The organism is Pontibacter sp. MBLB2868, assembly GCF_051904785.1.
Lineage (GTDB): Bacteria > Bacteroidota > Bacteroidia > Cytophagales > Hymenobacteraceae > Pontibacter.
The window spans coordinates 1323902-1342902 of sequence record NZ_CP196710.1 but is presented as its reverse complement, the minus strand read 5'-3'; the positions used below and the strand labels follow the sequence as shown (position 1 = coordinate 1342902).

The window sequence follows — 19001 nt, the reverse complement described above, 5'->3', positions numbered from 1 at the left end:
CAGACATGAAAACAGATAACAGCAATGTACTCCGGCTCCGAAAACTGGGCATAGATACGCATACAGAGAACATTATCTTTATGCGTTCAAATTGCCAGGTCTGCAGGTCCGAGGGTTTCACAGCAAATACCAGGGTTGCAGTGAATCGTGGGCCTGATAGCATTATCGCCACTTTAAACGTGATCACATCAGACCTTATTGACGAAGACGAGGCAGTATTATCGGAAGTCGCATTTAATAAACTGCACGCTGCCGAAGGAGACCTGGTCATGGTAACGCACATGAAACCCATTCTATCCTTCAGTGAGGTGCGGGCCAAAATGTTTGGCAATAAATTCAATGCACCAGCCATAGACCAGATTATAAACGATATTTCACATGGCCTTTACTCTAAGATCGAGATTGCAGCTTTTGTGACCGTTTGCTCTGGTGATAACCTGGCGCTGGATGAGGTGATCTATCTGACCAGGGCCATGATTAACTCCGGCTCTACCTTATCATGGAATGAAAAACTGGTGATTGACAAGCATTGTGTGGGCGGTTTGCCCGGCAATAGAACCACACCGATCGTAGTGCCAATTGTTGCAGCAGCAGGTCTTATAATTCCCAAAACATCGTCCAGGGCTATCACGTCGCCGGCAGGCACAGCCGATGTGATCGAGATTATGACCCCGGTAACACTATCGCTGGAGCAGATACGGGAGGTGGTGCGCCAGGAAGGCGGATGTATGGTGTGGGGTGGAGCCGTTAAGCTCAGTCCGGTTGATGATCTGATCATTGCCGTAGAGAAGGCCCTGGATGTAGACAGTGCAGGACAGATGATTGCTTCGGTGCTCTCTAAAAAGGCTGCCGCCGGCTCTACGCATACTATCATTGACATACCGGTTGGCCTGACAGCCAAGGTACGGACAAAAGAAGAAGCTTTTTTGCTGGAGTACTACTTCCGGGCAGTGGGCCTGGCTATCGGGATGGAGGTGGAAGTGATGATAACGGACGGCACACAGCCGGTGGGTCGCGGAATTGGTCCGGCACTCGAAGCTTTGGATGTACTCTCGGTGCTACGAAACGAAGCCCACGCACCCGCTGACCTGAAAGAACGGGCTGTGCAACTGGCCGGGCTAATGCTGGAGAAAGGGGAAGCTGCCGAGAAAGGGAAAGGAGTTGAGCGGGCGCGGGCTATTCTGGAAAGCGGCCAGGCCCTCGAAAAATTCTACCGCATCTGCCAGGCCCAGGGAGGTTTTAAAGAACCTGAAGTTGCGCACCTGCAGCATGACGTATTAGCTGCCGTAAGTGGTGTGGTGCGGTCCGTGGATAACAGAAAACTCGCAAAGGTTGCCAAACTAGCCGGTGCTCCAAAATCACCGGGGGCGGGCATACTTTTTAAAGCACCGGTAGGAAGCACTGTTAAACAGGGAGAGCCCCTGTTTACGATCTACTCCGAGTCAGAGGGGGAGATCAGTTATGCCCTCTCCTACCTGCATAGTTCCAACCACATTGTAGAACTGGTGTCGCCATGAAAATAATTTTGTTTGCTTTACCCGGTAATGAAACACTTACCCGCAGCCTGGCGGCTATGCTTCAAGCCGAACAAGGTGAAGCGATCATCAGGCACTTTCCGGATGGCGAAAGCTATGTGCGAATAATTTCGGATGTAAAGCATAAGAAGGTCATTTTAATATGCACCCTGAATCAGCCGGATATCAAATTGCTGCCTTTATACTTTATGGCAGGCACTGCACGTGAACTAGGTGCTACACACGTGACACTGGTGGCCCCTTACCTGGCCTACATGCGGCAGGATAAAGCGTTTCATAACGGTGAGGCCATTACCTCGAGGCGTTTTGCTGATCTCATATCCGGTACTTTTGACAGCCTGATCACAATTGACCCGCACCTGCACCGTTTTCACCACATGCATGAACTATATGCCATCCCAAGCAGCGTACTACATGCCGCCTCAACCCTGGCTGAGTGGGTAAAAGCGCACATCCCTCTCCCACTGTTAATTGGCCCTGATGAGGAAAGTTATCAGTGGGTATCAGAAGTTGCCGGGATGGCAGCGGCCCCTTTCCTGGTACTACAGAAGACCCGGCTGGGGGATTCGGAAGTTAAAGTCTCATCGCCTGAAATCAGGAATTACCCAAACCATACGCCTGTGCTGGTTGATGATATTATCTCCACGGCCAGAACGATGATCGAGACGGTGAAGCAACTGCAGTTCATTACCCCTAAACCACCCGTTTGCATAGGAGTACATGCCGTATTTGCAGCGGGCGCTTTTGATGCGTTAAAAGAGGCAGGTGCCGCACAAATCATAACCTGCAACACCATTCCGCATCCATCCAACTCAATTAAACTGGATAAATTACTTGCCGGCGCTATAGCCGGAACTGCAGGTTCTAAGGAATAAATTCTGGAAATTGAGCCTTTTGTCGCCTTTTTACCCATTTAAAGATTTCCATCACTACCAGGATCAGCGAAGCCAGTCCCAGCCATTCAGCCCACTCTGCCGGCGAAACAGGCTGCAGCGACAGCAGGCGTTGCATGAACGGGATGTGCATGGAGATGATATGGATCAACTGCGAAACCAACATCCCAATTATCAGCACAAGATTGTTTTTTAACGGGATATGAAAGATAGACCTGGTTTCGGAGCGGCAGTTGAGCACATGGAAATTCTCGAGCAGCACCATCAGCAGCAGCACAGCGTTACGGGCAGCTGCCTCCGGCCACTGCCGCAGCTCCAGCAGGTAGTACCATACGCCAAAAGCTATCAAGGCAATTACTACCCCGGATACCAGCACCTCCTGTATCATAAGCGGGTTGAACATGGCCTCTGAAGGGCTGCGGGGTGGTTTTTTCATGATACCCCGTTCACCTTTCTCAAAGCCGAGCCCGATATCCTGTATCCCGTTTGTCACCAGGTTTAGCCACAGCAGCTGCACCGGCAGAAACGGCAAAGGCATGTCAAAAGCCAGGGCCAGCGCAACCATCAGTACCTCCGCAGCACCCGTAGAAATGAGCAGGTAAACGATCTTACGGATATTACTGTAAGTATAGCGCCCCTCCTCTATGCCGGCAGCAATAGAGGCAAAATTATTATCGGTGATGATGATCGAAGCAGTTTCTTTGGCTACATCCGTTCCATAGCCCATAGCAACGCCAATATTACCTGTTTTCAGGGCAGGTGCATCGTTTACGCCATCACCGGTTACGGCAACAAAGTGCCCTATTTTTTCCAGTGCTTCTACTATCTTTTGTTTCTGTTGTGGCGTTACCCGGGCAAAAACTCGCTTGCCTCTTACCTTCTCCAGAAACAGGTCGTCTAATTCCTCAGCGGGCATACCGAGTTCGGGGCCGGTGATCACCTGTTCTGTTCCATTTGCGATATGGAGTTCCTGGGCTATGGAAAGTGCTGTTGCCGGATGATCGCCGGTAACCATGGCCACATGCACCCTTGCCGCATGGCATACTGCTATAGCAGCCTTTGCTTCCGGACGAATAGGGTCAATCAAAGCTACAAAACCTAATAAACTGATTGGCGGCAGGTTTCCTTCAGATAGCGGCGTTACTCCTTTTACATGCCCGACAGCAATGATGCGATATCCTTTGCATGCCAGTTCATATGCCTTATCGGCCAGTGCTTTCGTATCGTTTTGGGAAGTATAATTACTCAGGGCTTCGATGGCTCCCTTCACTGCCAGGTAGTTCTCCCCCTGTTTTTTGTAATAGGTGGCTGCATACTTACGTTCCGACTCAAAAGGAATTTCTTCCCACACCTCCACCTGCTCCCTGAACTGTTTAGGGGTACGGCCCGCTTTGTAAGCCAGGGCTAGTAGCGCAACATCAATCGGATCGCCCTGGTACAGCCACTCCTCCCCACTTTTATCTAAGGCAGCTTCGTTACAAAGGTTTACCTGCTCAATCAGCTCCACCAGGTCACTGCGCTTTTCCAGGTTTACGGCTTGCTTTTTCTCGTCCTGAATCTCCCCTATCCCGGCGTAGCCTTCCCCGGTAATGGTGAACATCTCTCCGGAACGCAGCACTATTATGCGGGCTGTCTGCTGATCAACTGTTAAAGTACCTGTTTTATCGGTGGCTATATAGGTGCAGCTTCCCAGGCCTTCCACGGCAGTTAGCTTGCGCACGATCACATTACGCCGCGCCATGCGTGTTGTGCCGATAGATAGGGCCACTGTCATGGCAACGGGCAGTCCTTCCGGAATGGCAGACACAGCTATCGCTATCATGAACAGAAAGAGCTCGATCAAAGGAATACCTTCTATAAAACCGATCAGGCCCAGCACCAGGCAAGCCCCCAGTACCACGACACTGATCCGGCGTGCAAAACGCTCCATGCGGTGAACCAGGGGTGGTTTTGTCGCCTTCATTTCTGTCAGGCTGCTCGCGATCATACCTATTTCAGTATACATGCCGGTAGCAACTACCACTCCTCTGCCGCGGCCGTTCATAACAGTTGTGCCAGCAAAGGCAGTGTTCTTGCGTTCCGTTACAGGCAGCCCAGACATGGACACAGGCAGGTCATTTTTCCCCACTGGCAATGACTCTCCTGTGAGCAAGGCCTCCTCCGTAGTTAATTGGTTTGCTTTAAGCAGCCGTATATCAGCTGGCACCTTATTCCCCGATTCCAGGTACACAAAATCACCGGGCACCAGCTCTTCTGACCCGATTATTTTAACCTGTCCGTTTCTCTTTACTTTTGCCTGCACCTTAATGAGCTTCTGCAAAGCAGCCGCACTCTTCTCGGCTTTCCACTCCTGTGTAGCCCCCAGCGCTGCGTTTATTACCAACACCAGAAAAATGAAACCAGCATCGGAATACTCCCCGACCAGGAAAGAGACTACCCCTGCCGCCAGCAATACATAAATGATGGAGCTTTTAAACTGATGCACCACCACTTGCCAGAGCAGAATTTTCTTCCTCTCCGGGAGTACGTTTAACCCGTACTGTATCTGGCGCTCAGCAGCTTCAGCTTCCGTTAGCCCTTCTGTGCCTGTGTCTAGTTCAATTACCAGCTCATCCGACTTCAGGCTGTTCCACTCTGTATTGATCGTTGTTTGCTCAGTCATAGGCAGCACTTTCAGCTTTACTGCTTATTTACGTATTATTAATCAAATAATATTTAGAACTAACGAAACAAAATTATCCTATCCTGATAAGTGCGCACGAGGGTGTAACAGGTGCATCGGGCATAGGGTGCATAGGGGCCATGAGGTCAGATAAAGGTCAATAAGGAAGGTATCGTTGTCAGGAAGTATAGCCTCTAAAAAGGAAGTGAAAAGAAGCGATCTGGAAGTAGAAAGTCCATTTACAGAGCGCTTAAAGAGGAGAAAGACGGCACAAGCCAAAGGTGAAACTTATTTAGGGGTAGCATTGGAAAGCGAGAGGCAGCAAAGGAGCCCGACACTGTGTCAACCGAAAAGTGCTATGCACACTTTTAGAACCTTTAACACATCCAATTCCGTAGATATATGTATAGTATAAATTAGCAAATACGTTTGATGCTACAAATCAAATGTTTAATGAATGTTGAATTTAAAATTTTATAATATGAAAAAGTTACTTTTTGCAGGAGCTATCATTCTTGGATCAATGAGTTTTTATGCATGTGATGGCAACAACGATACCGTTACCGATGAAGAGGTAGATGGTACTGTTATTGACGCAGATACTACTGTATCCGAAATAGAAGTTGAGAAAACGATACGGGATATTGATACGACAGTTACAACAGAAACTGAAACTATCGAACCTGATGAAATTGAAAACTAATAACCTATAAATAGATAAGTTGTTAAAACAAAAAGTGTGGCAAACCGGAATAATTCGGTTTGCCACACTTTTTTATACTTACAATGTACAGCAACTAACAGCCAGAACAACTATAGTTCAAGCACTTTTCTTGTCCAGGCCCTCACCTCGTCCAGCAGTTCTTCATTATCTGCCAGCGACTCTCCATAGGACGGTATCTTTGCTTTAACTTTGCCTGCCATTCCTCTGACCGCACCTTATCCGGAAAGCATTTAGCCAGGAGGTTCAGCATAATAGAAACTGCCGTAGAGGCTCCCGGCGATGCACCCAAAAGGGCAGCAATAGACCCGTCTTCAGAGCCTACTATTTCTGTTCCGAACTCCAGAATACCCACTTTGTCAGGATCCTTTTTGATAACCTGCACCCGCTGCCCCGCAATTTCCAGTTTCCAATCCTTGATATTTGCATGAGGCACAAAATTGCGCAACGCGATCATCCGGTCTTCCGGCGACTGACGGACCTGGTTGATCAGGTATTTAGTGAGCGGTATATTTCTTAATCCCGCCGCTATCATAGGCCTCAGGTTACCTGCCTTAACAGATCGTGGCAGGTCCAGCAGGGACCCTTGTTTCAAAAACCTGGTGCTAAAGCCGGCGTAAGGTCCGAAAAGCAGTTCCCGTTTTCCATTGATAAAACGAGTGTCCAGGTGCGGCACAGACATTGGCGGGGAGCCAACTGCTGCCTTGCCGTATACTTTGGCTTTATGCCTTTTTATTACCTCCGGATTGGTACACCTCAGCCACTGCCCACTTACCGGGAAACCGCCATATCCCTCTGCTTCGGGTATATCAGATTTCATGAGCAGAGGCAGTGCACCGCCGCCAGCACCAATGAACACGAATTTAGCCCTGTACTTATGCTTATCTCCTGTATCCAGATCCTTGACTTTTATGCGCCAGCCGCCATGCTTCCTTTTCTTTATTTTTCGAACCTCGTGCCCGAAGTGTACGGTAACGCCTGGCAACGACTGCAGGTGCTGGAACATGCCCCGCGTCAATGCGCCAAAGTTAACATCAGTACCGATGGGCATACAGGTTGCCGCCACTTTTTCCCCCCTGTCCCGACCATCCATGATAAGGGGCATCCATTCCACCAGTTTCCCGGGATCTTCGGAGTACTCCATCCCTTTAAACAAATGGCACTGCTGCATTGCCTCATACCTTTTTCTGAGAAACGATACGTTTTTATCGCCCCACACAAAGCTCATGTGCGGCAGGTTCTTTATAAAATTCAGGGGTAAGTTTATGTGTACCTGCTCGACCAGATGTGCCCAGAACTGCATCGACACATCAAAGGATTCTTCTATCTTGATTGCTTTTGATATGTCTATGGAGCCGTCGGGAAGTTCAGGGGTATAATTCAGTTCACAAAAAGCCGCGTGGCCGGTTCCGGCATTATTCCAGGCGTCGGAGCTTTCGGCAGCTGCCACGTCCAGGCGTTCAAAAATATCAATGGTCAGGTCTGGCTCCAGCTCTTTGAGCATCATGCCCAGGGTGGCGCTCATTATGCCTGCTCCAATCAAAATAACATCAGGTTTTTTCTCGGGTGATCTTTCTAATCCAAACATACTTTTACGTGCTTTTAACTGCTGGCTTTGTCAAGGTCCTTTCCTAAGTCTTTCACATTTTTCATGAATTTCTCCAGTGCCTCGTCCGAGTAAGTTCCGTAAGCATCCGATACAGTACCTTTAATGCCGGACTTAGACCGCAAAACATATAAAATGCTCATGTCATCGGGGTTGCTCTCACCTTCAAATCTGTAAAAGTTTACAATCTGCACCTCATCCGGTGTAAAGCATTCCGAGCCATCATTGGTACAGATCTTACCTTCGTCCGTGAGCCTGAAATCCACAGTGTACCCTTCCTTCTTCAGTTCATTTAAAACTGTTAAAAGCGAAGTCATATCCTCTTTATCTTCCATGTTGAATGGTTTTTTGGTCAAGTATTTTTACAGTTTAAAAGTATACGGGACATCAGGTGGCTAGGCTACAAAATAGAAAAACAGCATTTCTGATTACCAGGTGCAGCTATTTAAGCCCTTTAAAAAATATTGTAGAAACATTTATGGAATTGTCAGGCAGGATGCATCCTACTAATACCAGGCAGCATAAGGGAAATGCCCGTGCCGCCTGGTAATCAAAAATGCAAGACCCGGCTTAGGAAACACAACCGATAATGAGGTAAACAATCAGATCTAACCAAAAACAGAAAGGAACACACAACAATGGCACAGCTACAAGAGAACAACACGACAGGCAAAGGGGGCAAAAAAAGAGCGAAAAAAAAGTTCTTTCACCTTGACATGACACCAATGGTAGACCTTGCTTTTCTACTGCTCACATTTTTTATGCTGACTACAACATTCAGCAAGCTCCAAACCATGGAATTACACATGCCTTTAGATCCAAAAGGTCCCATAGACGAAGCTCCGATAGCAGGTAAAAATGCACTAACAGTTATACTAGGTGAGCAGAATGAAGTTTATTACTATTTTGGTTTTGCCGGCGACAAACCGGCGGTTGTAAAAACTGATTTTTCTGCAACTGGCATACGCAAAGTCCTGGTATCTGAGAAGATCAAATCGAACCGAAAAATGGTAGTTTTGATCAAGGCCATGAAGAAGTCGAGGTACAGCAATCTGGTGGATCTGCTGGATGAAATAAAAATAACTGATACAAAAAAATATGCACTCGTAGACCTGGACAAGACGGATAAAGACCTGCTTGCAAGCTTATGATCTGCCAGTTGCCTGGGTGCAGCAATACCTGGTTGATTGCTCCGTTTATAAGGAAAGCGACCAGCACATAAAAGGGCCATAGCTTACACTATGGCCCTTTTTATTTTGTTTTACCCTTACGCTGATAACCTTAACTTCATCCCGGTTCAACAATTACAACTCCGGATTTAATCAGGAATCTACAGCAGAACTGAATGCATAAGCGGCTAAAGCTCTAATTACAAAGGGAGTATAGGATAACAGGAACAACATGCTGCAGAAGCTATATAGCTTTATAATCCAATTTTTTTTCGTACCTTACTAGAATGAATAGAAAATATATAGTTGACAGCACCACTAGAGAGTACCTTTGTGTAGCCATTCAGAAAGGTAGAGAATGGGAACCAAACAACCAGGATTCACTACCTAAGTTCATGAGCTCGCGCTCAAATAAAAACGAAGAGGAATTTGAATTATTATCAGGTGAGTTCAACGATAACACTTTCTTTGAGAAGTGGATCCGTAACGGCACTAACTTCCTGTTCCGCTACTAAGCAGAACAGGATTAGTGAATTTTTTTAAGCTGCCATAGCTGCAACCCTTGCCTGCTCCTGATAAGCCTCCTTGCCAAACCTTCTTAAGGTACGGTAATGCGACTTCAGGGCGGCTCCAAATGTAGGACTGGCTATGTATGGCAGATCAAATTCGAGAGCTGTTTCCTGAACGATCTTAGAAATAGCAGGATAATGTATGTGGCATACTTTTGGGAACAGGTGGTGTTCAATCTGCCTGTTCAGGCCGCCGAGCAGAAAGGCAGCCACCGTACTTTGCGGCGCAAAATTGGCCGTAGTGCGTAACTGATGCTCGGCCCAAGCCTCTTCAATATTCCCATCTTCATTCGGCACCGGGAAATCCGTGCCTTCCACTACGTGGGCTAACTGGAACACCAGACCCATAACCACTCCCTCGGCCAGGTGCATCGCTACAAAACCGATCATTACCTGCCACCAGGCAACATCCAGCACCATTAAAGGCAATACCAAAAACATAAAGTAGTACAGAAACTTCGCTATGAACAGGTTGTAATACTCACGCTTGGGGTGCTGCAAAGCATGCTGCCCGATCTTCTTCTGAAAAAATTTCTTAAAGTCCTTCCGGAATACCCACATCAGGGAGGCCAAGCCATACAAGGCGAAGGCATAAAGATGCTGATAACGCTGCAAACTATTTACTTTCTCATCTTCAGATAGCCTGATCAGCCCCGGAGCCACTTCTATATCTTCGTCGTGGCCGTTAATGTTAGTATAAGTATGGTGTACAATGTTATGGGAGATGTTCCATAAGTATGGGTTTGCGCCGATCATATAAAAAACCCGGCTAAGTAACTTGTTCACGCGGCTGCTGCCGGAAAAGGAACCATGTATAGCATCATGGCAAATATTGAAACCAATAAATGCGGCAAATACGCCCAGCATGGTAGAAAGGGCCAGCATCACCAGGGGGTTAAAAATGTTTAAGATGATGAGCAGGTAAATACTGACAAACCCTGTCAGGAAAAAAACAGCTTTGCCCCACATAGAGCTATTGGCATTTTTAGAGACGCCTTTCTCTTTAAAGTAAATTTCGACTCTTTTCCGGGCAGTGGCAAAAAATGGGGTTTGATTTTTATTGATGAATTTTAATTTCTGAGACACGATATGCTTGTTCTTGGGTGATTAAAAATTTAAGCTTAGGTAACGCTTGTAAAGAACACTGTATCATGTTAATCAAGGGTACAAAAGGGGTAACTTAAGGAGTTCCTCTACTGGTAGAGAGAACTGATATTAGAATGTAGCTTAAAGCAAAGATAAAAAAATTAAGGCCTAATCCACCATCCACGGTCATTACCAACTACTATAATGCAAAAGGCTTGCCACATATTTCGGACAAATTAATGCCTTAAATTCCTGTAACGGCATGGCTTAAGTTACCTTTATTTTGGCTGATAAACATTTAAAAAAGGAATCTTAAAGGGCAAAATTCAGTGATCGTAAGCCTGAAATGGCGTGTTTTCAATAAATTTCCATTAATTTAAACGAACGTTACCCACAGTGCTTACTAAAAAAGCGCTCAAAAAGATTCTATACTTCTAACCTCTGCTAAACGCATCACATGGAAAATATCATCGGTTATGTAAATGACATCGTCTGGAGCAATGCTCTGATCATACTTTGCCTTGGGGCGGGTATCTATTTCTCGATCGTAACCAGGTTTTTGCAATTACGCTACATCCGGGAAATGCTTCGGCTGCTTTTTAAAGGTGAATCCTCTCAGAAGGGTATCAGTTCGTTTCAGGCTTTTAGTGTGGCCATAGCAGGTCGTGTGGGTACCGGAAATATTGCCGGTGTTGCTACTGCCATTGCCATGGGTGGCCCGGGTGCCGTATTTTGGATGTGGGTGATCGCATTTCTGGGCAGTGCCTCCGCTTTTGTGGAAGCCACACTGGGCCAGATATACAAGCAGGTAAAAGATGGGGAATATCGTGGTGGTCCTGCCTATTACATCGAAAAGGGACTGGGTATAAAATGGTATGCAGTGTTGTTTGCCGTGGCCACCATTGTAAGTATGGCCTTGTTCCTGCCAGGTGTGCAAAGCAATAGCATTGCCTCCAGTATGAATACAGCTTTTGACATACCTGTAGGTGTAACAGGCGCTGCTGTAGCAGCCTTCCTGGCACTTATCATATTTGGTGGTGTTAAACGTATCGGTAAAGTAGCTGAAGTAGCAGTTCCTTTTATGGCTGGGGCCTATATTTTAATGACAGTGATCATCATCGCCGTTAACATTACGGAGGTACCTGCTGTGATCAGCCTGATCTTCCGTTCAGCGTTTGACATTGAACCAGCTTTTGCAGGCGTATTTGGCATGGCGATCTCCTGGGGTGTGAAACGCGGTATTTACTCAAACGAGGCAGGCCAGGGTACTGCCCCTCATGCGGCCGCAGCAGCTGAGGTAAGTCATCCGGCCAAACAAGGACTAGTGCAGGCGTTCTCTGTGTACGTTGACACCTTGTTTGTTTGTACGGCCACTGCTTTCATGATCCTGTTTACAGGCCAGTACAACGTAGTGAACCCGGAGGGCGGTTTTATCATCGAGAACCTGCCTGGTGTTGCTTTTGGTCCTGAATATACCCAGCAAGCAGTAAACACCTACTTCCCTTCCCTGGGTAGCGGCTTCGTGGCCTTGTCGCTTCTCCTGTTTGCCTTCACTACCATCATGGCTTATTATTACATTGCTGAAACCAATCTTAGCTACCTGAATTCAAAAGGAAACAAGTGGTTGCTTTGGGCGCTGCGCGGGCTCATACTGGCCGCTACCTTCTATGGCTCTATCAAAACTGCGGAATCAGCATGGATCCTCGGCGACATTGGGGTTGGTATCATGGCCTGGCTAAATGTGGTTGCCATCATCCTTCTCCGTAAGCCTGCCCTGCTGGCCCTCAAAGATTACCAGCAACAGCGGAAGGCCGGCATCGATCCTGTTTTCGATCCTAAAAAACTGGGTATCGAAAATGCTGATGAATGGAACCAGGATGAACAGGTAGATAAGAAACTGCAGGTAGTATAGCTGCTCCTTTAAAAGTATAATTTGAGAAAGCAGGGACGAAAGTTCCTGCTTTTATTTTTTGTAGCCTAGCTGTCAGGTAGTTAATATAATGGACAGCTCTTGTAAATTTTATACTACTACTTTTTCCCTTCCCCCCTTCCAGCAGTTCAGCAGCTCAACCTTACAAGACACAAACTGTGGATCAGCTGCCATATCCTTTTCAAAATATAGCGTTTTAATGATCTTAATGCAGAATGGTTAACTTATTTAAAAGATTAGCCAACAGCCTGTTTATTTTATTTAAGGAATGAAGAAACACCTACCTGAATCGTATAATACAAATATTTAAATAAATAATTCATGTTTTATTCCTTATTGCTCTCCATCCAGAGCAATAAAGTTTTTAAGTAAGGTTACCTGCAATCGTACCCCAAATAATTACAAGCTATGACGCACATTTACTTTGCAAAAGCGCCACAGAAGTGGTGTTTAAAATCCCTTTGTCGCCTTGCTCTTCTGGCCCTGCTTATAGTACTGCCATTTATTGGAAATGCGCAATGGACCAGAAAATCTGATGCCCTGAAGAAAAGAGCAGAATGCCCGAGCATTTTGTATAACAACAAGATCTATGTCTTTGGAGGTTTTGGGGAACATCCTGCTTTCGAAACAACGAATGAAGTTTACGATCCGGCTCAAAACGTCTGGACATTTATTGCTTCCTTCCCGGTGGGTAAGGAGGTGACCCACCAGGGAGTAACGGTGGTAGACGATAAAGTATGGCACCTGGGAGGGCGACTGCAAAATGCTGATGGACCGGTTACGAGCCAGGTACTCATTTATGATATTACAAACAATACCTGGTCTGATGGGCCGGAACTAACAGATCCGGCCACAGGTCAGCCGGTGGCTATAGGCGGAGGCGGTGCTGCACTGATCGGGCGTACGATACACGTATTCGGGGGATTTGATGCATCACTGTGTACTGACCAAAGTACCTACCACTTAACAATTGATGTTGACAAGTGGATGGCAGACCCGCAGCATACAAACTGGGAGAACAAGCTTGCCCCGATGCCGGTGCCACGCAATCATTTAAGCACTGCAGTTCTCGGTGGTAAGATATATGCACTAGGTGGCCAGTTTGAGCATGATTGCAGTGGAATAGATCAAGCATACTGCCACGTTTACAACCCCATCACCGATTCCTGGACCCGACTAACCGACTTGCCCGGGGTGCGGTCTCATACAGAAGGCGGCACCTTTGCTACGGATGGAAAGATCTATTATTTAGGTGGACAGGGTCCTAGTGGTGCCGCTCAAAACACTGTCCTTCAACTGGACCCGGTGGCCAATAACGGTCTTGGCGCATGGGCTGAGTTAAGCCAGTACAAATTGCCGAATTACTACTATGGCATCTCTTCTAAAATAGTCAACAACCTGTTCGTATTCTCGCACGGAGCCTTAAAAAGCATTACAAACGAAAAAATAGCAACTTATACTTCCCCGGTAACACGCAATATACGTTACAAGCTGGGCTTTACTGAACCTTGCGAGAACAAGACGATGACTGCTGCGCAACAAGTAGTTATAAAGAACCTGCTGTACACGATAGAAGGAACAACACCATACAGCTTGAGCTCCAGTGCACCCTGGCTGAAGATCACCAAAAATGCTACAGGCGTAGCCACACCAACTGCCATTGAAATAGAAGCGACAGTAGATGCCTCAACCCTGGCACCGGGGAGTTATACCGCTACCATAACGGCCACAGGCACCGGGGGCAGCCCAAGCTTTGCCGGAAGTAGTTTCTGTGTTAACCTGCAGCTCATTTCAGAGAACAATACGAGGTCGCTGACCATTAGCATCAACGGAAACGGAACAGTGACTAAAAACCCGGATCAGGCTAGTTACCCTGCCGGTACTGCGGTAACCTTAACAGCCACACCGGATGCCGGTTACCAGTTTGCCGGCTGGAGCGGCGACGCGACGGGAACAGCAAACCCGCTTAGCGTTACCCTCGACACAGACAAGAACATTGTAGCCAGCTTTACCCAGGCGCCCAAGCCGACAGAGTTGATCTCTAACATTTCAGCTACCTCTAACAGGAGTTATCAGGCAGGTGTTTTGGATGTAGGAGTACCAGAGTATACTGACCGTACCTACCTGGTAAGTACGGTGCCCGCAAACCTGGTAGGCACTCCCTATATCAGAACGGCTAACGACGATAAGTTTAACACCAGCTCCACCTTGTTGACGTTTAGCATTAGCCAGCCCGCCACGATCTACATTGCCTATGACCCACGGGCAACTGCCCTCCCCGCCTGGATGAATGGCTGGCAAAAAATGACGGAAAGAATTGGAGTGAATGACTCCAAAATCAGCTATATGGAGCTATACAGTAAAGCTTTCCCGGCTGGCACGGTTACGTTAGGGGGCAATTATCAAAGTCCGGCAGCCGGAGCCGAGAACAATTATTTTGTAATTATGCAGGCAGACCCGGTACAGCAGACAAACTATACCCTTACAGTAAACACTTCCGGAAGCGGCACAGTGGTAAAAAGCCCGGACCAGGCAAGTTATGCAAAAGGCTCCCAGGTAACGCTAACAGCCACGCCTGCCAGCGGGTATGAGTTCTCCGGCTGGAGCGGCGATGCCTCAGGAACCACCAACCCGCTGACGGTCACCATGAATTCGAATAAAACCGTGACAGCCACTTTCAGCGCAGTTTCCACGGCTCCGGGCCTGCTCCTGTTCACGCCAACCTCCCTTACCGCAAACGTACCGGTTGGCCAGCAGAAAGAGCTGAAAGTAAACCTGAATAATTCTGACGAAGACCCGGTTACCGTGCAGTTAACGGCTACAGAAACAGGGGGAACTGCTGTACCTGCCTGGCTGCTTTACAATAGCAAGACCCTCTCCAGCGCAAACGCGGCCCAATTTGCCCTTGGCTCTTCAGGCAACGAAGTACTGCTAACCGTTGATGCCGCAAGTCTTGCTGCCGGCACGTACACAGCAACGGTCACCGCCTCAGCGGCTGGTTATACCTCCGCGGAACTGCTCATCACACTTGAAGTTGCGAGCTACGAAGAAAGCCTGCGACCCTACGTTACCGCCGTACGCCCCGCCGATGGGGAGATCAGCGTTTCCCTTAGCCAGTCCGTTTCTGTGGATGTAGCCTACCCCAGCGGGCAATCGCTGAACGGGAACACCGTGAACACTACCTCTGTAAAGCTCTTCAAAATATCGGGCAACCAGAAAACGGAAGTGGCAGGTACGGCAGTGAACGCAACAGCTGCAGGTGACGCCATCACGTTATCAGCAACCCTGGACCTGAATACTACCTATGAGTTTTTTATAAGCGACCTTGTGCAGGACGGGAACGGCTATAAAATGATACCCTTTACTTCGCGCTTTACAACTGTCAGCTCCACCGGCGACACGCCAACCGACCTTTCCGGTGTAGCCTTTACAGAGCAGATCCTGGTGGATAATAACTTTGGTTCCGATGGCTTTACCACGCTGGTGATCGGGCCAGATGGTAAATTGTATGCGGCAACCTCGGGAGGTAAAATTGAGCGATGGGATATTAAAACTGACGGCACGCTGGCAAACCACATCACCATCTCCCCTTTCGGGGCAAACAGGCGACTACTGATAGGGATGCGCTTTGACCCTTCTGCCACTGCCAGCAACCTGGTGGCCTGGATCAGCCACTCCTCCCCGGAGTTTACGAACGTACCGGACTGGAGCGGAAAAGTATCACGCATCAATCTGAATACTCCTAACAACCCGCAAGTAACAGATTACGTGATCAACCTGCCGCGCTCTTATAAAGACCACGCCACCAACGGCATAGACTTTGGCCCTGACGGAGCACTTTATTTCCTGCAGGGCAGCAATACAGCCATGGGAGCCCCGGACGGCGCCTGGGGAAACAGGCCGGAAAGGCTCCTGTCTGCGGCTGTTTTACGTTTAGATATTGCAAAAGCGCAACAACAGTCACTCCCGATCAATGCCAAAACCGAAGACGGAGGCACTTATAACCCCGCCGCTGCCAATGCCCCGCTCACCATTTACGCCACGGGTATCAGGAATGCTTATGACTTGGTGTGGCACACGAATGGGCAGCTTTATGTGCCTGCCAATGGCTCTGCGGCAGGAGGAAACACACCTGCGCTGATGTCAGGTACTGTATGGTCGAATGGCCAGGTATATACCGGACCTGATATTCCGGCCATGAATGATGTGCGCGACACACAAAGCGATTACCTGTTCAGGGTTGAAAAAGGAGGTTACTACGGCCACCCGAACGTACTGCGCCACGAATATATCCTGAACGGGGGAAATCCGAGTGCAGGAACTGATCCGGGAGAAGTAGTATGGTCAGCCAGCGGTAAAACATACGGCTACCCTGTAGGCACACCCACTGAACCAAATTACCGTGGCTGGTCCTATGATTTTGGCCTGAATAAGTCTCCGAATGGGGTGATCGAGTATAAGAGCAACGCATTTAACGGAAAGCTGAAAGGGAAGATCTTAGTGTGCCGCTTCAGTGGTGGCGACGACATCATGGTACTGGAACCTGGCTCCGTTAACCCCGATATTATCCGTGCTACGGAGGGCAGCAATGTTCCTGGCCTGCGACGCCCCTTTGCAAACCCGCTCGATGTAACCGAAGATGTGCGCAACGGCAACCTGTACATATCAGAATATTTTGATGGTAACGGGGACGGGCAGCCGCGCATTACGCTTTTGCGGGCCTCCGACACCAATACACCTCCTCCACCACCCCCAACCACTGTTGCCAGGCTGATCAATGCCGGCGGTGCCCAGTATACAGATACCCAGTCCCGCACCTGGTCTGCTGATGCAGGTTTCACAGGCGGCGTGACAGCAGTCAAATCTTTTGATGTGATCGGCACCACAGACGATGCGCTTTACCTGGCATACCGTTTTGCATCTTCCGGTGCGCCATTTAGTTATAACATTCCGCTGAGCAACGGAAGCTACACCGTAAAACTGCATTTTGTAGAGCCATACTTTGGTGCGCCAGGCGGCAGAGCAGGAGGTTCAGGTAAGCGTGTGTTTAATGTGGCGATGGAAAACCAGCAGGTGCTGAGCAATTTCGACATTTATGCCCTGGCTGGGGCAGCAACCGCTGTCGTAAAAACGTTTGAAGGCGTGGGCGTGCAGGATGGAGTCCTGAACATCAACTTGACCTCCTTAAAAGATAACGCCATCATCTCAGCCATAGAGATCTTACAACCTGCCAGCTCCACCAGTTATACCCTGGCCATTAGCACAACCGGAAACGGTACTGTGGCCCGCAATCCTGACCAGGAAAGTTATGTTGCCGGTACCCAGGTTACCCTCACAGCTTCGCCTGCTTCCGGCTACAGCTTTGCCGGCTGGGGAGGCAGCGCCTCGGGCACTGACAACCCGCTGGTGCTCACGATGGACGCTAATAAAACAGTTACGGCGAACTTTATAGCCCAGCAAACCTTTACCCTGACAGCTACGGCAGGTACAGAAGGAGCTGTGACCGTTGACCCGCAAAAGGCAAGCTATGCTGCCGGCGAGACCGTTACCATAACTGCTACCCCTGCTGCAGGATATACCTTTAGCGGTTGGAATGGCGATGCTTCAGGTACAGCCAACCCGATAACCCTGACAATGAATTCGGACAAAACCATCAGCGCCGGTTTTACAGCAGTTCAGCAGAACAGCTACACGATCACAGTGACTACCAATGGCCAAGGAACGGTTACAAAAACGCCGGACATGACGAGCTACACACCCGGAACAGAGGTGTCGCTGAGCGCAAGCCCGGCTTCTGGTTATGAATTCAGCGGCTGGGGCGGCGATGTTTCCGGTAATCAAAATCCGCTGCTGCTTACTATGGATGTTGATAAAAATGTTACGGCAAACTTCACTGCCGTGGTAGTACCACCAAGTACGGTCCGGATCAACGCCGGTGGTGTGGCCAAAACTGTTGCTGGCGTAGCATGGACGAACTGTGAGACAACCGCCAACTGTAGCGGCTTTGTGTCTGGCGGCAACCCGTATTTTAAGACCATCCCTACCCTGGACCCTATTCCACCATACATTGATAAAGAGATACTGGAAACTGCCTGGACTAACACGCTTGATCGGAATCCAAAGAAAAATGCCCTTGCGTTTAGTTACAACATTCCGGTTAACAACGGTGAGTACCTGGTAAAGCTATACTTTGTTGAAACTGAAAAGACAGCGGCCGGGCAGCGGGAGTTTGATGTCAACATTGAAAGCGGTAAAAAGGAACTTCAGCGGTTTGATATTTTCCTGGCAGCAGGGCAGGCAAACAAGCTGGTGGTGCAGCCAATTCCGGCAACTATCATAGATGGAAACGTAACGATCGACTTTACCTATTGGGTGGATGCTCCGATCATAAGTGCCATTGAAATTGTGCCGGCCAACGGTGCCACAGTTGCAGCCAGTATTATTACAGGACTGGCTTCCGGAAACGGGGAAGACGGAAATGCCATGCGTATCAGGGTCTATCCGAACCCAAATACAAAAGAGAAAGGGAATGCCGTTCTCGAAAATTTCGGCCATCATGAGCTGGTAAAAATCTCAGTTTACAGCACCACCGGTCAGTTGATGTATGAGACAACTACGCAGACAAACGATCAGGGAGAAGCTGCGACTGAAATTGACACAGGCAAGCAACTGAGCAGAGGTGTCTACATTATCCGGGCCTCATCTGAATCCGGTACGTCGCAAACGAAGCTGGTGATAGAGTAAAGCTGATTGTTAGATACTTTTTATAAAGAATTAGAAAAGGGCCGCTGGAGCATGTTTTCCTGTGGTCCTTTTTATTTTTCGCCTAT

The 19001-nt window shown here is 48.3% G+C and carries 10 protein-coding genes and 1 pseudogene; 7 read left to right on the top strand and 4 right to left on the bottom strand.

What is annotated here, in order from left to right:
* The first annotated feature begins 5 nt into the window (after positions 1 to 5).
* Together ACSX1A_RS05820 and ACSX1A_RS05815 are read left to right on the top strand one after the other, a co-directional pair.
* Positions 6 to 1517, top strand: a complete 1512-nt coding sequence (locus ACSX1A_RS05820) for a thymidine phosphorylase family protein (protein ID WP_439882681.1) — start codon at positions 6 to 8, stop codon at positions 1515 to 1517.
* Positions 1514 to 2410 carry a ribose-phosphate pyrophosphokinase gene (locus tag ACSX1A_RS05815; RefSeq protein WP_439882680.1) on the top strand — a complete coding sequence of 299 codons (897 nt, stop codon included), beginning with the start codon at positions 1514 to 1516 and terminating at the stop codon, positions 2408 to 2410. Before ACSX1A_RS05820 ends, ACSX1A_RS05815 begins: the two co-directional genes overlap by 4 nt.
* Here the strand turns inward: ACSX1A_RS05815 and ACSX1A_RS05810 are convergent.
* Positions 2400 to 5090 (bottom strand): cation-translocating P-type ATPase, encoded by a 2691-nt coding sequence (locus ACSX1A_RS05810; protein ID WP_439882679.1) that lies wholly within the window; start codon positions 5088 to 5090, stop codon positions 2400 to 2402. The genes ACSX1A_RS05815 and ACSX1A_RS05810 overlap by 11 nt on opposite strands.
* A gap of 481 nt (positions 5091 to 5571) precedes the next feature.
* Here ACSX1A_RS05810 and ACSX1A_RS05805 point away from each other — a divergent pair, with 481 nt between their 5' ends.
* Positions 5572 to 5793: a hypothetical protein gene (locus ACSX1A_RS05805; RefSeq protein WP_439882678.1), complete on the top strand. Its 222-nt coding sequence runs from the start codon at positions 5572 to 5574 to the stop codon at positions 5791 to 5793.
* 110 nt (positions 5794 to 5903) lie between these two features.
* On the opposite strand, the pseudogene ACSX1A_RS05800 reads toward ACSX1A_RS05805, so the two are convergent.
* Positions 5904 to 7399, bottom strand: a pseudogene (locus ACSX1A_RS05800) (malate:quinone oxidoreductase).
* A 14-nt stretch (positions 7400 to 7413) separates the two neighbouring features.
* Positions 7414 to 7752 carry a hypothetical protein gene (locus ACSX1A_RS05795; protein WP_439882677.1) on the bottom strand — a complete coding sequence of 113 codons (339 nt, stop codon included), beginning with the start codon at positions 7750 to 7752 and terminating at the stop codon, positions 7414 to 7416.
* Positions 7753 to 8055: 303 nt separating this feature from the next.
* On the opposite strand from ACSX1A_RS05795, the gene ACSX1A_RS05790 reads away from it, so the two are divergent.
* Both ACSX1A_RS05790 and ACSX1A_RS05785 read left to right on the top strand, forming a co-directional pair.
* The gene (locus tag ACSX1A_RS05790) at positions 8056 to 8568 is read left to right on the top strand and encodes an ExbD/TolR family protein (RefSeq protein WP_439882676.1); all 513 of its coding nucleotides are present in this window, start codon (positions 8056 to 8058) and stop codon (positions 8566 to 8568) included.
* Between the two features lie 305 nt (positions 8569 to 8873).
* A complete protein-coding gene (locus ACSX1A_RS05785; protein ID WP_439882675.1) occupies positions 8874 to 9101 on the top strand; it encodes a hypothetical protein in 228 nt (75 codons plus the stop codon).
* Positions 9102 to 9125: 24 nt separating this feature from the next.
* Here ACSX1A_RS05785 and ACSX1A_RS05780 read toward each other — a convergent pair whose 3' ends face one another.
* On the bottom strand, positions 9126 to 10241 hold the full coding sequence (locus ACSX1A_RS05780) for a fatty acid desaturase family protein (RefSeq protein ID WP_439882674.1): 1116 nt from the start codon (positions 10239 to 10241) through the stop codon (positions 9126 to 9128).
* Positions 10242 to 10698: 457 nt separating this feature from the next.
* On the opposite strand from ACSX1A_RS05780, the gene ACSX1A_RS05775 reads away from it, so the two are divergent.
* Positions 10699 to 12153 (top strand): alanine/glycine:cation symporter family protein, encoded by a 1455-nt coding sequence (locus tag ACSX1A_RS05775; RefSeq protein WP_439882673.1) that lies wholly within the window; start codon positions 10699 to 10701, stop codon positions 12151 to 12153.
* A gap of 426 nt (positions 12154 to 12579) precedes the next feature.
* Complete coding sequence (locus tag ACSX1A_RS05770; RefSeq protein ID WP_439882672.1) at positions 12580 to 18915, top strand: InlB B-repeat-containing protein; 6336 nt, start codon at positions 12580 to 12582, stop codon at positions 18913 to 18915.
* Positions 18916 to 19001: the final 86 nt, after the last annotated feature.